Origin of the sequence: Pseudomonas asuensis, from assembly GCF_014646755.1 — a bacterium.
Lineage (GTDB): Bacteria > Pseudomonadota > Gammaproteobacteria > Pseudomonadales > Pseudomonadaceae > Chryseomonas > Chryseomonas asuensis.
In genome coordinates this window covers 223,841-241,768 of the sequence record NZ_BMNW01000001.1, presented here as the reverse complement: position 1 = coordinate 241,768, position 17,928 = coordinate 223,841, and the positions used below count along the sequence as shown (strand labels likewise).

The 17,928-nt window shown below is 55.0% G+C and carries 19 protein-coding genes and 1 pseudogene; 7 read left to right on the top strand and 13 right to left on the bottom strand.

Going from position 1 to position 17,928, the window contains the following annotated elements:
• The first annotated feature begins 129 nt into the window (after positions 1-129).
• Together IEX86_RS01130 and rpoS are read left to right on the top strand one after the other, a co-directional pair.
• Entirely contained in the window at positions 130-951 is an 822-nt protein-coding gene (locus IEX86_RS01130; protein WP_188864755.1) for a peptidoglycan DD-metalloendopeptidase family protein, read from the top strand.
• Between the two features lie 105 nt (positions 952-1,056).
• Positions 1,057-2,061: an RNA polymerase sigma factor RpoS gene (gene rpoS / locus IEX86_RS01125; RefSeq protein WP_188864232.1), complete on the top strand. Its 1,005-nt coding sequence runs from the start codon at positions 1,057-1,059 to the stop codon at positions 2,059-2,061.
• A 218-nt stretch (positions 2,062-2,279) separates the two neighbouring features.
• Here the strand turns inward: rpoS and fdxA are convergent, their stop codons facing one another.
• Together fdxA and mutS are read right to left on the bottom strand one after the other, a co-directional pair.
• Positions 2,280-2,603 (bottom strand): ferredoxin FdxA, encoded by a 324-nt coding sequence (fdxA, locus tag IEX86_RS01120; protein ID WP_188864231.1) that lies wholly within the window; start codon positions 2,601-2,603, stop codon positions 2,280-2,282.
• A gap of 69 nt (positions 2,604-2,672) precedes the next feature.
• A complete protein-coding gene (mutS, locus tag IEX86_RS01115) occupies positions 2,673-5,237 on the bottom strand; it encodes a DNA mismatch repair protein MutS (protein WP_188864230.1) in 2,565 nt (854 codons plus the stop codon).
• Positions 5,238-5,511: 274 nt separating this feature from the next.
• Here mutS and IEX86_RS01110 point away from each other — a divergent pair, with 274 nt between their 5' ends.
• Entirely contained in the window at positions 5,512-5,883 is a 372-nt protein-coding gene (locus tag IEX86_RS01110) for a YkgJ family cysteine cluster protein (protein ID WP_188864229.1), read from the top strand.
• Positions 5,884-5,891: 8 nt separating this feature from the next.
• Here the strand turns inward: IEX86_RS01110 and IEX86_RS01105 are convergent, their stop codons facing one another.
• The 8 genes from IEX86_RS01105 to IEX86_RS01070 all read right to left on the bottom strand — a co-directional run bounded on the left by IEX86_RS01105 (position 5,892) and on the right by IEX86_RS01070 (position 12,111).
• Positions 5,892-6,089, bottom strand: a complete 198-nt coding sequence (locus IEX86_RS01105) for a hypothetical protein (protein WP_188864228.1) — start codon at positions 6,087-6,089, stop codon at positions 5,892-5,894.
• Between the two features lie 128 nt (positions 6,090-6,217).
• Positions 6,218-6,454 (bottom strand): DUF2171 domain-containing protein, encoded by a 237-nt coding sequence (locus IEX86_RS01100; protein WP_188864227.1) that lies wholly within the window; start codon positions 6,452-6,454, stop codon positions 6,218-6,220.
• 236 nt (positions 6,455-6,690) lie between these two features.
• Entirely contained in the window at positions 6,691-6,903 is a 213-nt protein-coding gene (locus IEX86_RS01095; RefSeq protein ID WP_188864226.1) for a hypothetical protein, read from the bottom strand.
• Positions 6,904-6,963: 60 nt separating this feature from the next.
• On the bottom strand, positions 6,964-7,950 hold the full coding sequence (locus IEX86_RS01090) for a 2-hydroxyacid dehydrogenase (protein ID WP_188864225.1): 987 nt from the start codon (positions 7,948-7,950) through the stop codon (positions 6,964-6,966).
• A gap of 12 nt (positions 7,951-7,962) precedes the next feature.
• Entirely contained in the window at positions 7,963-9,267 is a 1,305-nt protein-coding gene (locus tag IEX86_RS01085; protein WP_188864224.1) for an MFS transporter, read from the bottom strand.
• Between the two features lie 50 nt (positions 9,268-9,317).
• Positions 9,318-10,247, bottom strand: a complete 930-nt coding sequence (locus IEX86_RS01080; protein ID WP_188864223.1) for a sugar kinase — start codon at positions 10,245-10,247, stop codon at positions 9,318-9,320.
• The gene (locus IEX86_RS01075) at positions 10,240-11,019 is read right to left on the bottom strand and encodes a sugar phosphate isomerase/epimerase family protein (RefSeq protein WP_188864222.1); all 780 of its coding nucleotides are present in this window, start codon (positions 11,017-11,019) and stop codon (positions 10,240-10,242) included. Before IEX86_RS01075 ends, IEX86_RS01080 begins: the two co-directional genes overlap by 8 nt.
• A 63-nt stretch (positions 11,020-11,082) precedes the next feature.
• Positions 11,083-12,111 (bottom strand): LacI family DNA-binding transcriptional regulator, encoded by a 1,029-nt coding sequence (locus tag IEX86_RS01070; protein WP_188864754.1) that lies wholly within the window; start codon positions 12,109-12,111, stop codon positions 11,083-11,085.
• A gap of 200 nt (positions 12,112-12,311) precedes the next feature.
• Here IEX86_RS01070 and IEX86_RS01065 point away from each other — a divergent pair, with 200 nt between their 5' ends.
• The 3 genes and pseudogenes from IEX86_RS01065 (at position 12,312) to recX (ending at position 14,412) form a co-directional block, all read left to right on the top strand.
• Positions 12,312-12,788, top strand: a complete 477-nt coding sequence (locus IEX86_RS01065) for a CinA family protein (RefSeq protein WP_188864221.1) — start codon at positions 12,312-12,314, stop codon at positions 12,786-12,788.
• Positions 12,789-12,897: 109 nt separating this feature from the next.
• A pseudogene (gene recA, locus IEX86_RS01060) lies at positions 12,898-13,868 on the top strand (recombinase RecA).
• A gap of 79 nt (positions 13,869-13,947) precedes the next feature.
• Positions 13,948-14,412, top strand: a complete 465-nt coding sequence (recX, locus tag IEX86_RS01055; protein ID WP_188864220.1) for a recombination regulator RecX — start codon at positions 13,948-13,950, stop codon at positions 14,410-14,412.
• A gap of 34 nt (positions 14,413-14,446) precedes the next feature.
• Here the strand turns inward: recX and IEX86_RS01050 are convergent, their stop codons facing one another.
• Positions 14,447-15,523: an LOG family protein gene (locus IEX86_RS01050; RefSeq protein WP_188864219.1), complete on the bottom strand. Its 1,077-nt coding sequence runs from the start codon at positions 15,521-15,523 to the stop codon at positions 14,447-14,449.
• A gap of 148 nt (positions 15,524-15,671) precedes the next feature.
• Complete coding sequence (locus tag IEX86_RS01045) at positions 15,672-16,076, bottom strand: quorum-sensing-regulated virulence factor family protein (protein WP_188864218.1); 405 nt, start codon at positions 16,074-16,076, stop codon at positions 15,672-15,674.
• Between the two features lie 176 nt (positions 16,077-16,252).
• Here IEX86_RS01045 and IEX86_RS01040 point away from each other — a divergent pair, with 176 nt between their 5' ends.
• Positions 16,253-17,011 carry a tRNA-uridine aminocarboxypropyltransferase gene (locus tag IEX86_RS01040; protein WP_188864217.1) on the top strand — a complete coding sequence of 253 codons (759 nt, stop codon included), beginning with the start codon at positions 16,253-16,255 and terminating at the stop codon, positions 17,009-17,011.
• Here the strand turns inward: IEX86_RS01040 and IEX86_RS01035 are convergent, their stop codons facing one another.
• Positions 17,012-17,911, bottom strand: coding sequence for a DMT family transporter (locus tag IEX86_RS01035; protein ID WP_188864216.1), 900 nt, complete (start codon positions 17,909-17,911; stop codon positions 17,012-17,014).
• Between the last annotated feature and the right edge of the window lie 17 nt (positions 17,912-17,928).

Below are 17,928 nucleotides of genomic sequence, written 5' to 3'. Positions count from 1 at the left end.
TGGTCAATACAGCAGCCAATTCGGCTAGCGTTGACGTACAGGCTTTCTAAGGGGGAAGGATTGAGGCTTCTTAAGGCCCGGCTGCGAGGGATTCGCAACGGCAGTGGAATCAGCTTGATATTGGCTCTGATGCTAAGTCTCGTCTTATCAGGATGCTCAAGCTCCTCGTCCCGAGGCGTGCAGGTTGTTGATCGTTCCGGTGGCTCGGCAAATACATACCGTGTTACAAAAGGACAATATACCGTTCGGCGGGGCGATACGCTCTATGCCATCGCTTCTCGCAATGGATGGGACTGGCGGAGCCTTGCCGCTCATAATGGTATTTCTCCCCCCTATGTCATTCATGTTGGTCAGAAAATCAACTTTGGTGGCAGCAGCTCGAGTACGGTTGCCACGACGTCCAGAAGGCCTCCGCAAACAGGATCGTCTACGCCTGTTGCCACAGCATCCGTACCTGTAAATACCCCTACAGCTACCGCTGCGCCTGCTGCACCGCCAGTAGCTCAGAACATTCCGGCTGCTCCTCCTGCGGTAACAGCTCCTCCGGCTACTACGCCTACTGCCAATGTTCCCCAATCCTCTGCTGGCTGGGCCTGGCCTGCCAAAGGCACCCTTATCTCGCGCTACTCCTCGAACGGCAGTTTGAATAAAGGCATTGATATAGCCGGAGATTTGGGACAGCCTGTTCTAGCGGCTTCTGGTGGAACCGTCGTGTATGCAGGCAGTGGGTTAAGGGGTTACGGTGAGCTGATCATTATCAAGCACAACGAAACCTACGTCAGTGCATACGGTCATAATCGCAGGCTTCTGGTTCGGGAGGGGCAACAGGTCAAGGTCGGGCAAACAATCGCCGAGATGGGTTCTACAGGAACCGACCGGGTGAAGCTGCATTTTGAGATTCGCCGGCAAGGTAAACCCGTAGATCCTCTGCAATATTTGCCAAATCGTTGACTCGTTGTCTGACCCGTTCTAGCGCTAGGGGGACGGGTTCAGGCGTAATCAGGGGGATTGATCACGCCCGGGCTTGTTGTCGAACTCAAGCAAGGGACATTGATCATGGCACTTAATAAAAAAGAACCCGAGTTTGACATGAGTGACGAAGTGCTCCTGCTGGAAACTTCCGTCTCATTCGAAGAAGGTTCATTCGATGCATCGCAGCTACTGGGTGATGCGCCTAAAGCACTTCAACCACGCACGTCCAAGCAAACCAAGCATATCGATTACAGCCGGGCGCTTGATGCGACTCAGTTGTATCTTAATGAAATCGGTTTCTCTCCATTGCTCTCTCCTGAGGAGGAGGTGCATTTTGCGCGGCTGGCGCAAAAGGGGGATCCCGCTGGCCGTTGCCGAATGATCGAAAGCAATCTTCGCCTGGTAGTGAAGATTGCCCGCCGTTACGTGAATCGGGGGTTGTCCCTGCTCGATCTGATCGAGGAAGGTAATCTGGGGTTGATTCGCGCGGTAGAAAAATTCGATCCTGAGCGCGGCTTCCGCTTCTCAACTTATGCGACTTGGTGGATACGACAGACCATCGAGCGTGCCATCATGAATCAGACGAGAACGATTCGTTTGCCTATTCATGTGGTCAAGGAGCTTAATCTCTACTTGCGGGCTGCTCGTGAGCTAGCGCAAAAGCTCGACCATGAGCCCTCGCCTGAAGAAATTGCCTGTCTGCTGGAAAAGCCAGTAGAAGAGGTGAAACGCATGATGGGACTCAATGAACGTATCAGCTCTGTCGATGTCTCCTTGGGGCCCGACTCAGACAAGACGCTTCTCGATACGCTTACCGATGAGCGGCCAAGCGACCCGTGCGAACTGTTGCAGGATGAAGACCTTAGTCAGAGTATTGACCAGTGGCTTTCCGAGCTAACGGATAAGCAGCGAGAGGTGGTTGTACGCCGGTTCGGTTTGCGCGGACATGAAAGCTGTACGCTTGAGGAAGTAGGGCAGGAGATTAACTTGACTCGAGAGCGGGTGCGCCAGATTCAGGTTGAGGCACTCAAGCGCTTACGTGAAATTTTCGAGCGTAATGGCCTATCAAGTGACTCGCTGTTTCAATAAGCCCTTTTGCTAGGCACTGACATGAGCCCGACATTAAGTTGGGCTTTTTTATGGGCGATTGTGTAGGACAAGGCAGGCATGGACGAGAGAGATCTCGCTTAGGTGACCACCAAGGGTGCGATTGCCAGGATGATAGGGGAGGGACAAAGGGCGGTTAACCCGCCCTTTTTGATGCGTGCAACAAATGCAGCGCCTGAACAGTTAGGTTCAAGCCCTGATCAACGCTCCAGATACTGCAGCTTGTTGGGCTTGCCGTCCCACTCTTCAGCCTCAGCCAATGCTTCTTTTTTCTCGGTAATGTTTGGCCAGACTTCACAGAGATCACGGTTCAACTCTATGAATTCCTGCTGGTTTTCCGGCACTTCATCTTCGGAGAAGATAGCTTGTGCAGGACATTCCGGCTCGCATAGCGCGCAGTCGATGCACTCATCTGGATGGATAACCAGAAAGTTGGGGCCTTCGTAAAAGCAGTCCACAGGGCATACTTCTACACAGTCGGTATATTTGCATTTGATGCAGTTGTCGGTGACAACAAAAGTCATTATTAGAACTCCTCAGGCGGCTAGGCGCGGGATTTTAGCAGTATTAGGCCAATACCCGTCATCGGGTTGTCAGATACGCTTTTTCCATTCATAGATAAGCTGCAGTGCTTTAAGTGGCGTCAGCTCGTCGGGATTGAGCTTTTCCATCTCATCCAATAGCGGATGTGCGGCCGCAGAAAACAGATCGGCCTGCATGGGCTGGGCTGCCTGAGTAATCGGTTTTGGGGCTTCGTGAGACAGGCTGGTCTTCTCCAAATGTGCCAGATGCTCACGGGCCCGTTGAATAACCTGAGCGGGCACACCTGCCAGTTGAGCGACTGCAAGGCCATAGCTCTGGCTAGCCGGGCCAGGCAGGACATGGTGCAGGAAGACGATCCTGTCATTGTGCTCCGTGGCATGCAGATGCACATTGGCTACAACCGGCTCGTTATCCGGCAGGACCGTCAGCTCGAAGTAGTGTGTTGCAAAGAGAGTGTATGCCCGTAGCTTGGCTAAATGTTCCGCAGCGGCCCAGGCTAATGACAAACCGTCGAATGTGCTTGTACCACGGCCTACCTCATCCATGAGTACCAGGCTATGCTCGCTCGCGTTGTGCAGGATGTTGGCAGTTTCGCTCATTTCCACCATGAAGGTAGAGCGGCCGCCTGCCAGGTCATCACTTGAGCCAATCCGAGTGAAAATGCGGTCCACTAAAGACAGACGACATGCCGCAGCCGGTACGAAGCTACCGATATGCGCCAAGAGAACAATCAGGGCGGTCTGACGCATATAGGTAGATTTACCGCCCATGTTAGGGCCAGTAATGATCAACATCCGCGTGTCGTTATTCAGGTTCAAGTCATTGGCCACAAAGGGCGTATCCAACACTTGCTCAACGACAGGGTGGCGGCCTTGCGATATGTCCAGACATGGCTCGTCCACAAATTGGGGACGGTTAAGATCCAGATTTAATGCACGCTCGGCCAGGTTACTCAATACATCAAGTTCAGCCAAAGCGGCAGCCGTATCCTGAAGGGGCGCAAGCTGCTCGATCAGGCTGTCAATCAGAGCCTCATACAAGACCTTTTCGCGTGCCAGCGCACGGCTCTGGGCGGATAGTGCCTTGTCTTCAAAGGTCTTCAGCTCGGGAGTAATGAAGCGTTCAGCCCCTTTGAGGGTTTGCCGACGAATGTAATCAGCAGGGGCTTGTTCGGCTTGCATTCGGGGCAGTTCGATAAAGTAGCCATGAACGCGGTTGTAGCCTACCTTAAGCCCTGAAAGGCCAGTGCGCGCTTTTTCCCGTGCCTCAAGATCCATCAGGAACTGACCGGCGTTTTCGCTCAGGGTTTGCAGCTCGTCCAGGTCAGCGTCGTAGCCGCGCTTGATAACGCCGCCATCCCGAATGACTGCCGGAGGGGTGTCCACAATAGCGCGCGAAAGCGTATCCGCCAACTCAGGATAGGTCTGGATGCTTTTGGCCAAATCATTAAGGTGAGGTGCTACCAGATCCTGCATGCCGCGCTGCAGTTCAGGTAGGGCCGAAAGTGCATCACGCAGGCGAGCCAGGTCGCGTGGACGAGCTGTGCGCAGGCCGATTCGCGCCAGGATCCGCTCAATATCGCCAATTTCTTTAAGTTGAGGCTGAAGCTGCTCGAAGCGATACCGTTCAAGCAGGCAGGTAATTGCATCCTGGCGGGCCTCGATAATACTGCGATTACGCAAGGGGCGGTTAAGCCAGCGGGTAAGAAGGCGACTACCCATGGCGGTCTGACAACGATCAACCACCGACTGCAACGTATTGTCACGGCCACCGGATAGATTGGTGTCCAGTTCCAGGTTACGACGACTCGCCCCATCCAGAATGACCGTATCGTCCAGGCGCTCGTGATGCAGGCTGCGCAGGTGGTGGAGGGCAGTGCGTTGCGTCTCCTTGGCGTAGGCCAAAAGGCTGCCAGCTGCACCGATACCCAATTTTAGCTTGTCGCAGCCGAAGCCCTTAAGGTCCTGTGTGCCGAACTGCTGGCATAGACTTTTTACGGCAGTGTCGCAATCGAAATCCCATGGTGCTCGACGGCGTAGCCCTCGGCGCTTCTCAATGGGTAAACCTTGTGGCCAATCATCAGGAACAAGCAGCTCAGCCGGATTGAGGCGTTCGATCTCCGCCATGAGCGGTTCCCAGCCGGACAGTTCCTGTACAACGAAGCGTCCACTGGTGATATCCAGTACAGCCAGACCAAACAGTTTGTGGTCGCCCAGAATGGCGGCGAGCAGATTGTCGCGTCGCTCATCTAGCAGGGCTTCGTCACTGACTGTGCCGGGCGTAAGAATCCTGACGACCTGACGCTCTACCGGACCTTTGCTGGTAGCCGGGTCGCCGATCTGTTCGCAGATGACCACCGACTCTCCCAACTTGACCAGTTTGGCCAGATACCCTTCGGCAGCATGAAAGGGTATGCCCGCCATAGGGATCGGCTTACCTGCTGAGGCGCCACGAGCCGTTAGGGTGATGTCGAGCAGCTTGGAGGCTTTTTTCGCATCATCGTAAAAGAGCTCGTAAAAATCACCCATGCGATAGAAGAGCAACTGCTCAGGGTGCTGATGCTTGATCTTCAGGTATTGCTGCATCATCGGCGTATGGTTGGAAAGGCTTTCCATACAGGTCATTCACTCGCAGGGTCGTTTTACAGGGACGGCAATTCTACCGGATTTGTCAGTATCGTCGGATAAAAAGGCGCTTGGAATGAGGCCGCTGAAGGGCTGTTTCGAGGTTATATGCGCAGTCGTTTGGTTAGCGGATGAATGCACCCTAAGACTATCATCTATAAAGCACTGAATTTTGGTTCAGCCCCCTTCACAAAGGCTTGGCCATGAATAAAATGGCGCTTCTCTCGCCGGCATTCGTCCGGTTTTTTCTGGTGTTCTGCCAAACATGTCGATCGATAATCCTTGCCTTAACTGTGGTGCCTGCTGCGCGTTTTTTCGTGTTTCGTTCTACTGGGGTGAATGCCGGTCTGCCGGTGGGCTAGTGCCGGATGAGTTGACGGTAGGGGTAACCCCTCATCATGTTGCAATGATAGGTACTGAAACCAAGCCTGTGCGTTGTATCAGCCTGCTGGGGGATGTGGGCTGCGGTACGCGCTGTACCGTGTATGAAAACAGACCAAGCCCCTGTCGTGAATTCGAGGCCTCATGGATCAACGGCGAGCATAATGCGCGGTGCGATGCAGCTCGTGCAGCTTATGGCCTCCCTCCACTAACACCACCCTTGCAACCACATCAGGCGCCTGAACGGGTAGCCTGAGCCACCTTTCAGCAGAGGTGAAAAAAGGCTTCAAGAGAGCTGCAGATGGAAAGAGCGCGAGTAATGATGACGACGATCAGGCCAAGCATGCCTAGAGTGCCTGCCCATAGAAGGGCCAAGCCGATGGGGTGTTGATTTCTGGCAAAGCCTGTAATGAGCATGGCTGAGAACAGAAGGATGAAAACAAGCGCGGTATTGTGATTCATGATGATCGCCCGCCAATGACGGTTTGCAGTATGCCATTCGCCGCGTCTAGTGCGGTATATCATCATGCTTGTATAGAGAACTAGGGAGCCGGTATGAGCGAAAACCGCTCATACCGGTAATGGCCCGGTCAGGCTGCTTGCCAGGAGCGCTCGGCTTCGTCGCGAGTCTTGACCAGTTGTATCTTGCCGCCTTCAACAGATTTTACCCAGGACAGCGGAATATAGTGATGCTGGCCGTTGGCATCCTGATCCTGCTTGGTCAGCTTGATGCGATCAGAGCCTTCTAGATGGTCCACGGTGCCTACATGCTGGCCATCGGACCCTACAATTTCAGCGTGCTCTTTGATGCTGTTGACATCAACCATTTCATTCTCCTGTTAGGACGTGAAAGGGGGATCGCCCTTAGGCAATCCGCTCTGGCACATACGAAGTGCCTACTTAAAGTCCGACAAAGGCAGGCTTGGCTATGTTTCATGGGTGCGACGAGAGGTCGCAGATGTTGCGGTAATAGGGCAATGGGATGACGGTTACGTGATGGGGTTTGTGTTTCGAATGTAAAAACGCCCGGATGATCCGGGCGCTTGGATGCTCTGCAGAGTGTTCAGATGCCTTCATCCCCCTGAAACTCCTCAACGGCGCGCACCACTTTCTCATGGTGGGACTCGCCTACAGTGTTTGCCAGTTTTTCAACCGCTTGGGCAAGCGCTTCAAAGGCATCCCGGTAATAAGCAGGCTGATCTTGATCGGCCGCTTTGCCAGCCTGCATACGAGCTTGCTGGAGCAGTTCGGCAATTTCTTCTTTATTTGCAGCCATGGTGGTTTCCCTCGTGTGATCGACAGACGTTGGACAGCTGCTTGCGAGGTGGATTCACCTTTACTGGCTGCGTTGTTCCCACACTTCCCGATTGACCAGATCAGGCGGGCGTTTACCTGACAGAGCTGCCAACAGGTTATCGACCGCGCAGCGTGCCATGCCTTCGCGTGTGCCATGGGTTGCCGAACCAATATGAGGTGTAGCGACCACATTGGGCAGGCTCAGCAGGGGGGAGTCTGCGGGAAGCGGCTCCTTTTCGAAGACGTCCAGGCCAGCTCCTCTGAACTGCTGCTTTTGAAGCGCGTCGATTAGCGCGCTCTCATCCACCACCTTGCCTCGGGAGATGTTGATGAAAAAGCTTTCCGGCTTTAACAACGCCAGCTCCCGCGCTCCGATGAGGCGCGTTGTTTCAGGGCTTAGCGGCACGGTGACACAAACAAAGTCCGCCTCGCTCAACAGTTGGTCCAGAGAGCGGTACTGTGCGGCGAATTCCTGCTCGATATCCGGTTTGGGCGAATGGCTGTTGTAGAGGATAGGCATGCCAAAGCCGAAGTGACCGCGACGGGCAATCGCTGATCCGATCCGGCCCATTCCCACTATTCCCAGCGTCTTGCCATGAACATCGCTACCGAACAAGGGCTCCCCCAGGCTGGCCTGCCAGTCTCCTGCCTTGACATAGTTCGCAAGCTCAACCACACGCCTGGCAGTCGACAGGATCAGGGCGAAAGCCGTGTCGGCGACGGTTTCCGTTAGCACATCCGGAGTGTTGCACAAGAGAATGCCACGGCGGGTAAGGTAGTCGAGGTCATAGTTGTCGTAACCTACCGATACGCTTGCAATGGCTTCTAGGTGGGGGGCCTTGTCCAGCAGTTCAGCGTTGAGTTTGACGCTGGAACCAATCAGGCCATGCGCGTCTGGCAGGGCTTCTTCCAGCGGTGCCAGACCATGCGTACCGGTTACATCGACATAGGTCAGCTCAGCTGCTTCCTGTAGGCGAGCAGTAAGCGCGGGCGAGAGTTTCTTGTAGGCAATGACACGCTTTTTCATGAGCAGTCCTGTTCAGTGAGAGGTGGCTGTACGCATTGGCTGTGCGTTCCTGGCTGTTTCCTGGCTGGCAGTAGGAGCGTAACGCAGGAGCATGGTCAGCACGGCAGAGACGAAAAGTGCACTGCCCATGAAGACATAAGACGCAGCAGGGGTGCCGGTCACACCATTCAGATAACCCACGATGTAGGAGCCAACAAAGGAGCCCAGTGCACCCATGCTGTTGATAAGCGCCATGGCTCCACCTGCTACGTTGCTGGGCAGGATCTCCGGCACGATTGCGAAGAACGGACCGTAAGGTGCATACATGCAGGCACCTGCGATAACCAACAAGGTGTAGGACCACCAGAAATGCTGGGTACCCAGCATGAACGATCCTGCAAAAGCAAGGGCGGCAATCAGCAGTGGCGGCCACACAAAGTGTTTGCGGTTGAGAGTTTTGTCAGACATCCAAGAGACCGCCAGCATGGCCAGGACTGCCATCAGATAGGGCAGGGCTGATAGCCAGCCAGCTTCGACGATATCCAGCTGAGCGGCCTGCTTCAGGATGGACGGCAGCCAGATCACGAAACCATACACACCAATACTCCAGCAGAAGTACTGGGCAGACAGCAGAATGACTTTGGGCGAACGAAAGGCTTCTCGGTAATTTTTAACAGGTTTCATACCCACCTGTTCAGCCTGAAGCGCGCTCTCGAGGTCCTGCTTTTCCTGAGTGCTCAGCCATTTGGCCTGTGCGGGACGGTCATCGGCCAGGCGCCACCAGATAAAGGCCCAGATAATGGCGGGAAAGCCCTCGATGATGAACATCCAGCGCCAGTTGAGCGTATGTATTAGATAACCTGATACGACAGACATCCAGAGAATGGTTGCCGGATTACCCAGGATCAAAAAGGTATTGGCCCGGGAGCGCTCCGCACGAGTAAACCAGTGGCAGAGATAAACCAGCATGGCCGGCATGACCGCTGCCTCAACCACACCCAAGAGGAAGCGAATCGCAATCAGGGCCTGCACGTTCGGAATCACGCCGGTCAATGTAGCGCAGCCGCCCCACAGGATCAGGCTCCAGAAGATCAGCTTTTTTACACTGCGCTTTTCAGCGTATATCGCGCCAGGCACCTGGAAGAAGAAATAGCCAAGAAAGAACAGGGCACCCAGGAGCGACGACATGGCTGGGGTAATAGCCAGGTCATCAGCCATGCCGGAGGCGGCCGCGAATCCATAGTTGGCCCGGTCCAGATAGGCCAGGCTGTAGGTGATGAACACGATGGGCATGATGTACCACCAGCGGCGGGTGGCAATGGAGGAGGTTGCATTCATGACGATATACCTGTGGGCTTATTGTTGTTGTCCATGCGAGAGTCCAGGTGTTACGGCAGCTCGTGGCGGTAGGGCAGACCTTCCATATCTCCGATCACCTGTACGGCCTTGGCGCCGATCCAGTTACCCCGGGCCACAGCGGCGGAAACGTCCAGGCCTTCGAGACAGGCGCTGACAAAACCGGTTGCGAAGCCATCACCCGCGCCGACGGTATCGACGACGTTCTCCACCGGATAGCCAGGAACGTGGCCCTCATTTTCATGGGTGCGGTAGTAGGAACCCTCCGGCCCCAACTTGATGGCAACCACCTGGGCGCCTTGGTCCAGATAGAACGCAGCAATGTCTTCGGGGGTGTCATAGCCGGTAAGCAACCTGCCTTCAGCCAAGCCTGGCAATACCCAATGGGCCAGACTGGCGAGGCGGTTAATCTCCTCACGCATGCGGGCTTCGCTAGGCCAGAGGGAGGGGCGCAGATTAGGATCAAAGGACACACTGCGGCCCTGCTGGCGTGCACTGCTCATCAAGTGGTAGGTCAGTTCGCGAAGCGAATCTGAGAGTGCAGGTGGAATACCCGTCGCATGCATGTGACGAACATCCAGCAGGGCGTCATCGAAGTCATGCTCTATCGACAGATGGCTGGCGGCTGACCCCTTGCGAAAATACTCCACAGTGGGGTCACGGCCATCGATTTCCCTGGATTTGAACTGAAAGCCTGTGGTGTGCTCAGGGTCGATGGCAACCCGGCTGCAGTCGACCCCTTCGCGTTCAAGCGTTGCACGAATGAAGCGGCCCAGGGAGTCATCACCTACCCGTGACAACCATCTTACTTTCAAACCCAGACGGGTCAGGCCAATGGCGACATTGCTGTCAGCCCCGGCGATACGCTTGCCGAAGTGCTCGACGTCGGCCAGGTCACCGGGCTCTTCAGCCACGAACATCGTCATTGTCTCGCCAAAGGCCAGCACGTCGTAATCAGGCATGGTGCGTCTCCTGCTGGGTAGTACCAAGACGGCCCAATGCCTCGACATGACGCTGTGTCTCGCGAACCACGTCGCCCTGGAGGGGAAACTCTATGGCGCGTGGCAGGCCCGTTTTGAAGTGAGTAAACAGCCGAGCCCAGTGTTCCAGATCCTCGGTCTCGGGGGGCATGGCATGAAGGCGGCCACTGCGCTCGCGAACAGCCTTGCAGTGAATGTACTCCACGTAGCACCCCAGTAATTGCGCGGCCGTTTCTGGCTGCTCGTTCTGCCAGTGCCAGTTGCCAACGTCGAAGGTCATGCCGATAGGCAGTTTCATTCGCTGCGCAACATCAAAAAATGCTTGCAGAGCCTTGAGGCGGCCCCCGTGTGGAGTCTGGTCATTTTCAATCAGCAGGCGCACAGAGCTGGCCTCCAGCATGTGACCTAATGCTTCCATGTCGCAGTAAGGTGTGAAGTGGCCAAGGGAGATCTTGAGCGTATGCGCTCCGAGTCGGGCGGCGCGTACCATCGCAGGCTGTAATTCACGGGTGGGTTGGTGCTCGCCTTGTGGCCATAGCTCGATGGGGACCGAGTAGACGCATTCCAGCCCCTGTGCAGCTATGCTGTTACCCAGGGCGGATAGCTCAGGTCGCATGTCATCGAACAGTTCGTCACGTATCTCGACGGTGCTGGCGCCGGCTCCTGCAATCAGCGGGAGGAAATTTTCCTGACCGCGAGCGCGTACGGCATCAGCACCAAAGGCAGAAGTAGTCACTACGACATCAGGTTTCATAACGCCTCCTGAAACCGGTTTCATTGAAGGTCGAGCACAGGGTGCCGCCTTCACATTGTTGTTTTAACGTCGCGCTGGGGTAGAGCCGCGTACTACCAGTTCAGCTGGTAATGCCAGCGTCCGTGAGCTCGACACATCGCCTCGCAGACGCTCCAGCAGATACTCCAATGCAGCTACGCCTAGCGCATGGGTTGGTTGAGCAATGGCGGTAATGCCGTCGCCCACCAATGGATACCAGTCAAGATCGTCCAGGGCGATTAGTCCAACCGATTCAAACGTTCTGTAACCTAATTTCCTGAGGCCTTTTGTCACAGCGAGCGCAGCAATGCCGTTCGCCGCCATGATGGCCTTGGGACCATGATCGGTATGGGAGAGAAAATGCGCGAGCTGCTCAAGTAGCGCGTCGCTGAGGCCGGCAGAGGAGCTGACGCGCCCTCGTACATCAGCGCGGGGCGACAGGTAATGAATGAAGGTTCGGGCACGCTCTTCACGAGAGCTGGTTCCGTCGAGATCTTCGGTCACCATGAGCAGGTCGCGATAGCCGCGCTCAAGCAAATGCTCAAGACCTAGCCCAATGGCCTGTGTGTTATCCAGCCCAACGAGATCGGCATCCAGACCTTCCAGCTTGCGATCGAGCAATACCATGGGCAGTTCTCGATGCAGTTGCTGAAGCTCCCGGGGATGGTGACCGAGCGTATTCACGATCAGACCTTCCACGTTATAGGACTGAAGCGCATTCAGGTGGCGCTCTTCCTGGAGGTCATCCCGGTCGGTATTGCATACGATGAGAGAATAGCCATGCCGGCGACAGGCCGTTTCGACGCCATGCATGACGGCAACGGAATAAGGATTGAGCATGTCGGCCACCAGCATGCCGATAAGCCGGCTGCGGCCGCGCTTGAGACCTCGCGCCATTTGATTGGGCTGAAAGCCAAGCTTTTCGATTGCTAATTCGATGCGCAAGGCCAGCGCATCCGATAACAGTTGCCGGTCCCCGCTGATGTAGCGTGAGACGCTCGCCTTGGAAACGCCTGCTTCCTGAGCGACCTGATTGATAGTGGCACGCGGCGGACGCATGCTTTGAAGAGGCATATCCAATGGGCCTGCTCCCTAATATTGTGGAGTTCTTGTCTATGGAACGACAGGCTTTGAAACCGGTTTCAGAAAACCATTTGTCTTATGACTTGGCAAGAGTACGCCCGGCTTGAACCGACGAGCGGCAGTCCTCATATAGGAAGCTCATAACCTTGTACAATAAAGGTTTCGCCTCGCGATCATCTCAGGGCCACACAATGACTATCGATGAGTTATCAGCTGAGCTGGGCAAGCGGTTATCTGCGTTAAAAGCACATGTTGTAACGGCTGAATCTTGCACAGGTGGCGGTATTGCCGAGGCCATTACTCGAGTCGCGGGCAGTTCTGCATGGTTCGAGGCGGGATTTGTGACGTACTCTAACGCTCAGAAAACGGCCCAGCTGCAAGTACCGGATCACTTGTTCATGGACGTAGGGGCTGTCAGTCAGGCGGTTGTCGAAGCCATGGTACGAGGCGCGCAGGCGCGCAGCGGTGCCCGCTTCGCTGTTGCGGTCAGCGGTATTGCAGGTCCAGGTGGCGGCTCTCCGGAAAAACCCGTGGGGACAGTCTGGTTAGCGTGGGGAAACGGCTCTAACATCCATAGCGAGAAACATCTTTTCCTTGGCGACAGGGCCGCTGTCAGGGCTCAGTCCGTTGCGGCTGCGCTGGAAGGGTTATTGCGAATTTCTGCATAAGAAAATCGCATCGAAAGGTAGCCATCAAGTCCTTCTTATGCTTTAATACTGTTCACATATACAGTGCTTTCCACGGCCGTCTGGCCTACCTTCTTGCGAGAGGATTTTAATGGACGACAACAAAAAGCGCGCCTTGGCCGCGGCCCTGGGTCAAATTGAACGTCAATTTGGCAAGGGTGCGGTCATGCGCATGGGTGATCATGAGCGTCAGGCGATTCCGGCTATTTCCACCGGCTCGCTCGGCCTTGATATCGCCTTGGGTATTGGTGGTCTGCCTAAAGGCCGTATCGTAGAAATCTACGGTCCGGAGTCTTCGGGTAAAACCACGCTGACCCTCTCTGTCATTGCCGAAGCACAAAAGCAAGGCGCAACTTGTGCCTTCGTCGATGCTGAACATGCGCTAGACCCTGACTATGCCAGCAAGCTGGGCGTTAACGTTGACGACCTGCTGGTCTCTCAGCCGGATACAGGTGAGCAGGCGCTGGAAATCACCGATATGCTGGTGCGCTCCAACGCTGTAGACGTCATCATCGTCGACTCCGTAGCAGCCTTGGTGCCAAAGGCGGAAATCGAAGGCGAAATGGGTGATATGCACGTAGGTCTGCAGGCGCGTCTGATGTCTCAGGCTCTGCGTAAGATCACGGGTAATATCAAAACGGCCAATTGCCTGGACTGAAGTTTTATTCTTCAGTTCGTCTGGATATCCGTCGTACCGGTGCGGTAAAAGAGGGTGATGAGGTTGTTGGTAGCGAAACCCGTGTCAAGGTCGTGAAGAACAAGGTAGCTCCGCCGTTCCGTCAGGCTGAGTTCCAGATTCTGTACGGCAAGGGCATCTACCGTAACGGCGAAATTATCGACTTGGGCGTACAGCTGAGTCTGGTCGAGAAATCAGGCGCCTGGTATAGCTATCAAGGCACCAAGATCGGCCAGGGTAAGGCTAACGCGGCCAAGTTCCTGGAAGAGAATATTGAAGTACGTAATGCGCTCGACAAGAGCATTCGCGAGCAGCTTCTAAGTCAGGCCCCGGTTAAAGGGGCGGCCAATGAAGAGGCTGAAGCGGACGCTAGCGCAGATCTTTAAGATCTCCTCTGATAAAGCCCTCGCATAGCGAGGGCTTTTTTATTTCTGGCTTGATTGTTTCATTGCTTACGGGGTTTGAATGCCTACTGAACTGGATACTCCAGCCGCTGTTCGCCTGGCAGCCATGGACCTGCTGGCTCGCCGGGAGCATGGTCGGCAGGAGCTGGTCCGCAAGCTGCGCAAGCGCGGGGCGCCGGATGACCTGATCAACACTGCTTTGGATCGTTTGGCTGAAGACGGATTATTGAGCGAAACGCGTTATCTGAGCAGCTATATCGCAAGTCGTGCCCGGGCGGGTTACGGTCCTGTTCGCATTCGTGAGGAGTTGGCTCAGCGCGGGCTTGCTCGGGGCGATATCGAACAGGCGCTATCTGAGTGCGAAGAAGACTGGTCTGCGCATCTACACGATGTGTGGCAGCGCAAGTTCAAGGGTAAGCGCCCCGCTGATGCTAAAGAGCGAGCACAGCAAGGGCGCTTTCTGAGTTATCGTGGTTTCACTATGGATAGCATTGGACGATTACTGCGTGGCGCGCCGGATGAGTGACATCAAATAAGGCGTCCGGTTTATTACACAGCGGTCACTGTAGCCAATGCTGTGGATCGTTCAAGGCATCCACTAGCTCCCGCAAACGGCCATAGTCGCGTCCGTTAAAAGCAAAGGAAAGCTGATTCAGGTGCGCGAACTCAGGCTCGTCCGGAACAGTCTTGCTGTAAGGTTGCTGAGTGAAATGTCCGCTCTTGCAGAGATCTGCAAAGTGCGCATCGATATGCGCCAATGCCTCGGATGTCAGGGCATGATTCAGCCGTATCACAAACTGACCGTTCAGCCAGCGGGTCGAATGAAAATTGCTGTAGAAGCGGCTAATAATCTCCGCTGCTTCTTCTGCGGTATGCACCAGCGTTGCCAGCTTTAAATCCTTGGGCAGAATATAGCGCTCATCTGACAGGTTCTTTTTTAGAAAGCTGAGCGCATCCTTCCAGAACGTACCGTCAGGTGTGTCCAGCAATACTACGGGTACAAGAGGACTTTTGCCGGTTTGGATCAGCGTAAGGACTTCAAAGGTTTCGTCCAGGGTACCAAAGCCGCCAGGGCAGAGCACCAGAGCATCGGCCTCCTTGAGAAAAAACAGCTTACGCACATAAAAGAAATGAAAAGACAGCAGGTGGTCGGTGCCGTCCATGGTTCGATTGGCCCGCTGTTCAAAGGGCAGGGTAATGTTGAAACCCAGGCTGTTTTCCAGGCCAGCACCTTCATGGGCTGCCTCCATGATGCCGCCGCCCGCTCCGGTAATAACCATCATGTCGCGTTGGGCCAGCGCTGAGCCGAGTTTCTGGGCCAGTACATAAAGCTCATGATCCACAGCCGTCCGGGCTGATCCAAATACCGTTACCTTGCGGCGTCGCTTGTATTGCTCAAGGTTGCGAAAGGCATTCTCCATCTCTCGCAGGGTTTGCATCATGATCTTGGCATCCCAGCGGTTACGGTCCGCCTGGGCCATGCGTACCACAGTCAGCAACATGTCTCGATAAAGCGATACGTTGGGGCTATTTGCTGGAACAGTATGAGCAAGCAGCTCATCGATCTTTTGGTACAGGTCCTCGGCGCTGGCCTGTACATGACGAGACAGATAGTCGTCTTGTGAGTTTGGGTTCATTTACATACTCCTGATAACCACCGCTGTAGTAATCGAGCTGCTATAGAAGGCAGCGATTACTTTGTCTTTAGCATAGTCGGGGCATGGAGTAATAAAGGCAAATACCTGCCTTGGGCGGCCATGCCACATGCGGCATGGCTATAAGCGCTTACTTGCTCAAACCACAGTCAGCGGCTTCAAAGCGCTCGTTTGCAACCGGGCGATTGCTCTGGTATTCAGTAAAGCTATAAACCAGCGTTGCACCACGCGCCAGCAACTGGCGATAACCTGTATTACGGCAGACACTGGCGGCCAGCTGGGTGCGCACAGTTCCCGGGTTCGATTCCATTTGATGGGCATGGCTGGCGCGTACGCTTAAGTGGTTAATAAGCTGGCGCCCTTCGACGGTATAGCCACGATCAAGAATGTCTTCATTAATGGCGCGCGGAGTTCCCGCGCTGCTTTCTTTCGCGACTTTCTGCAGCATCTGCGACAGTTCTTGTTCTTTCAGGGAGGCCGCCTGGGCCGCTGCAGGAAGGATGAGACAAAGGGCGAGGGCAGTGTAACGCAGCATTGAAATCTCCAACGTAGATCAGGCTCGCTTCGACCGCAGGGCAGCCGTGTTGTTCGCAAGCAAAGGCTAATTGCGGATATGCAGAGGGTACTCCTGTGGTCGGCGCTTTCAAAATGCCAGATGCCTTCTCGACAGCCTTTGTTAAACTTGCGCGCGCAAATCACGCAGTATTTCTCATGCCCTACATCCGACCTGCTAGTTCTTCATCAAATTCCTTGAATGCCGTGGCCCAATTACGTCTTGATCGCTTGGCGCGCAGCAGTAAGCCTTTTGTTGCGCGAGGCTCTCGTGTTCAACGCTGTGAAGGTTGTCGTTTGGCAGTGTCCCACTGTTTCTGCCAGTGGCGGCCAGCTGTTGAGTGCACGGCAGGCATGTGCCTGGTCATGCATGATGTAGAGCCGTTAAAACCAAGCAATACCGGATGGCTGATTGCTGATGTAGTCAGTGACAGTTTTGCGTTCGGTTGGTCTCGAACCGCCGTGGATGACAGGCTGCTGGCAGTATTAAGCGATCCGCAGTGGCAGCCTTATCTTGTATTTCCAGCTGAGTATGCAGCTCCTGAGCGTGTCGTGCAGACGGTAGAGCCTATAACAGGAAAGCGACCTTTATTTGTCCTGTTAGATGCGACCTGGACTGAGGCACGAAAGATGTTTCGTAAAAGTCCCTATCTGGATACGTTGCCTGTACTCAGCCTGACTCCCGAGGCGCTCTCACGTTACCGCCTCCGGCGCTCCACACGGGGCGAGCATCTTTGTACAGCAGAGGTGGCTGCTCTTTGTTTGGAGCTGGCTGGTGACGGTCAGGCTGCCGCCGCGCTTGATGCGTACCTGGATGTGTTCAGCGAGCGTTATCTCCACGCCAAGCAGAATTGCCAGGCGGATCTACTCAGCCCGGCTCATCAGCAATTGCAACCTTTCGTTGCCCCGACCTCCTGATTAGTTGGTTACTTTAGGTTCGACCACTGCCTTCCTTGGCCATAGCTGCGCAACCAGCATGCCGGTAAACATGAGCACGCAGCCCAGGTAACCGCGTGAGGTAAGCGACTCGTCTAAGAGCCATGCGCCGAAAAACGCTGCAAATACCGCTTCTAGCGAGAAGATAACGGCTGCATGAGAAGCAATGGCGTGACGCTGTGCAACCACTTGCAGGGTATAGCCAATACCGGCGGCAATGATGCCGCCATACAGGAGCGATGGGGCTGCCTGGATAATGCCTTGTGCCTGGATAGGCTCGAACAGTATTGCCAGCGCCAGGCTGATCACTGCACAAAACGCAAATTGAAGAATGGAAAGCAACATGGGGTCATGGCGGCTCGCAAAATGCCCTACAACCAATACATGCGCTCCCCAGGCAAAAGCGCCGGCCAGCTGCAGCCAATCGCCAGATGCCACTTGAAAGTTTTCGCCTATGCTAAGCAGGCCCATACCTGCTCCTGCCAAAAAGGCGCCTAACCAAGTACCTGTTCCGGTACGCTCACCCAAGAGCAGGCCCAGGATAGGAACTACAATGACATAGAGGCCAGTGATAAAGCCCGAATTGGTTACGGATGTGAAGAGCAGGCCGACTTGTTGAAAGTTGATGCCAATGGAAAGCAGCAGGCCCATCAAGCAGCCGCCGATTACAACTTGACGGTCGAGTCTAACCGGCGTTCTGGAACGCCAATGCAGTGCCAGCAGAACGGGAATCAGCGTCAGCGCACCTAGTGCAAAGCGAAGCCCTGTGAAGAGGAAAGGGCCGATGGAGTCCATACCGGCTCGCTGCGCAATAAAGGCGCTCCCCCAGATCATGGCAGTGATCAGCATGAGAACATCGGCACGCAGGGCTTGGGTACGCATGACAGGCTCGCTTGGCA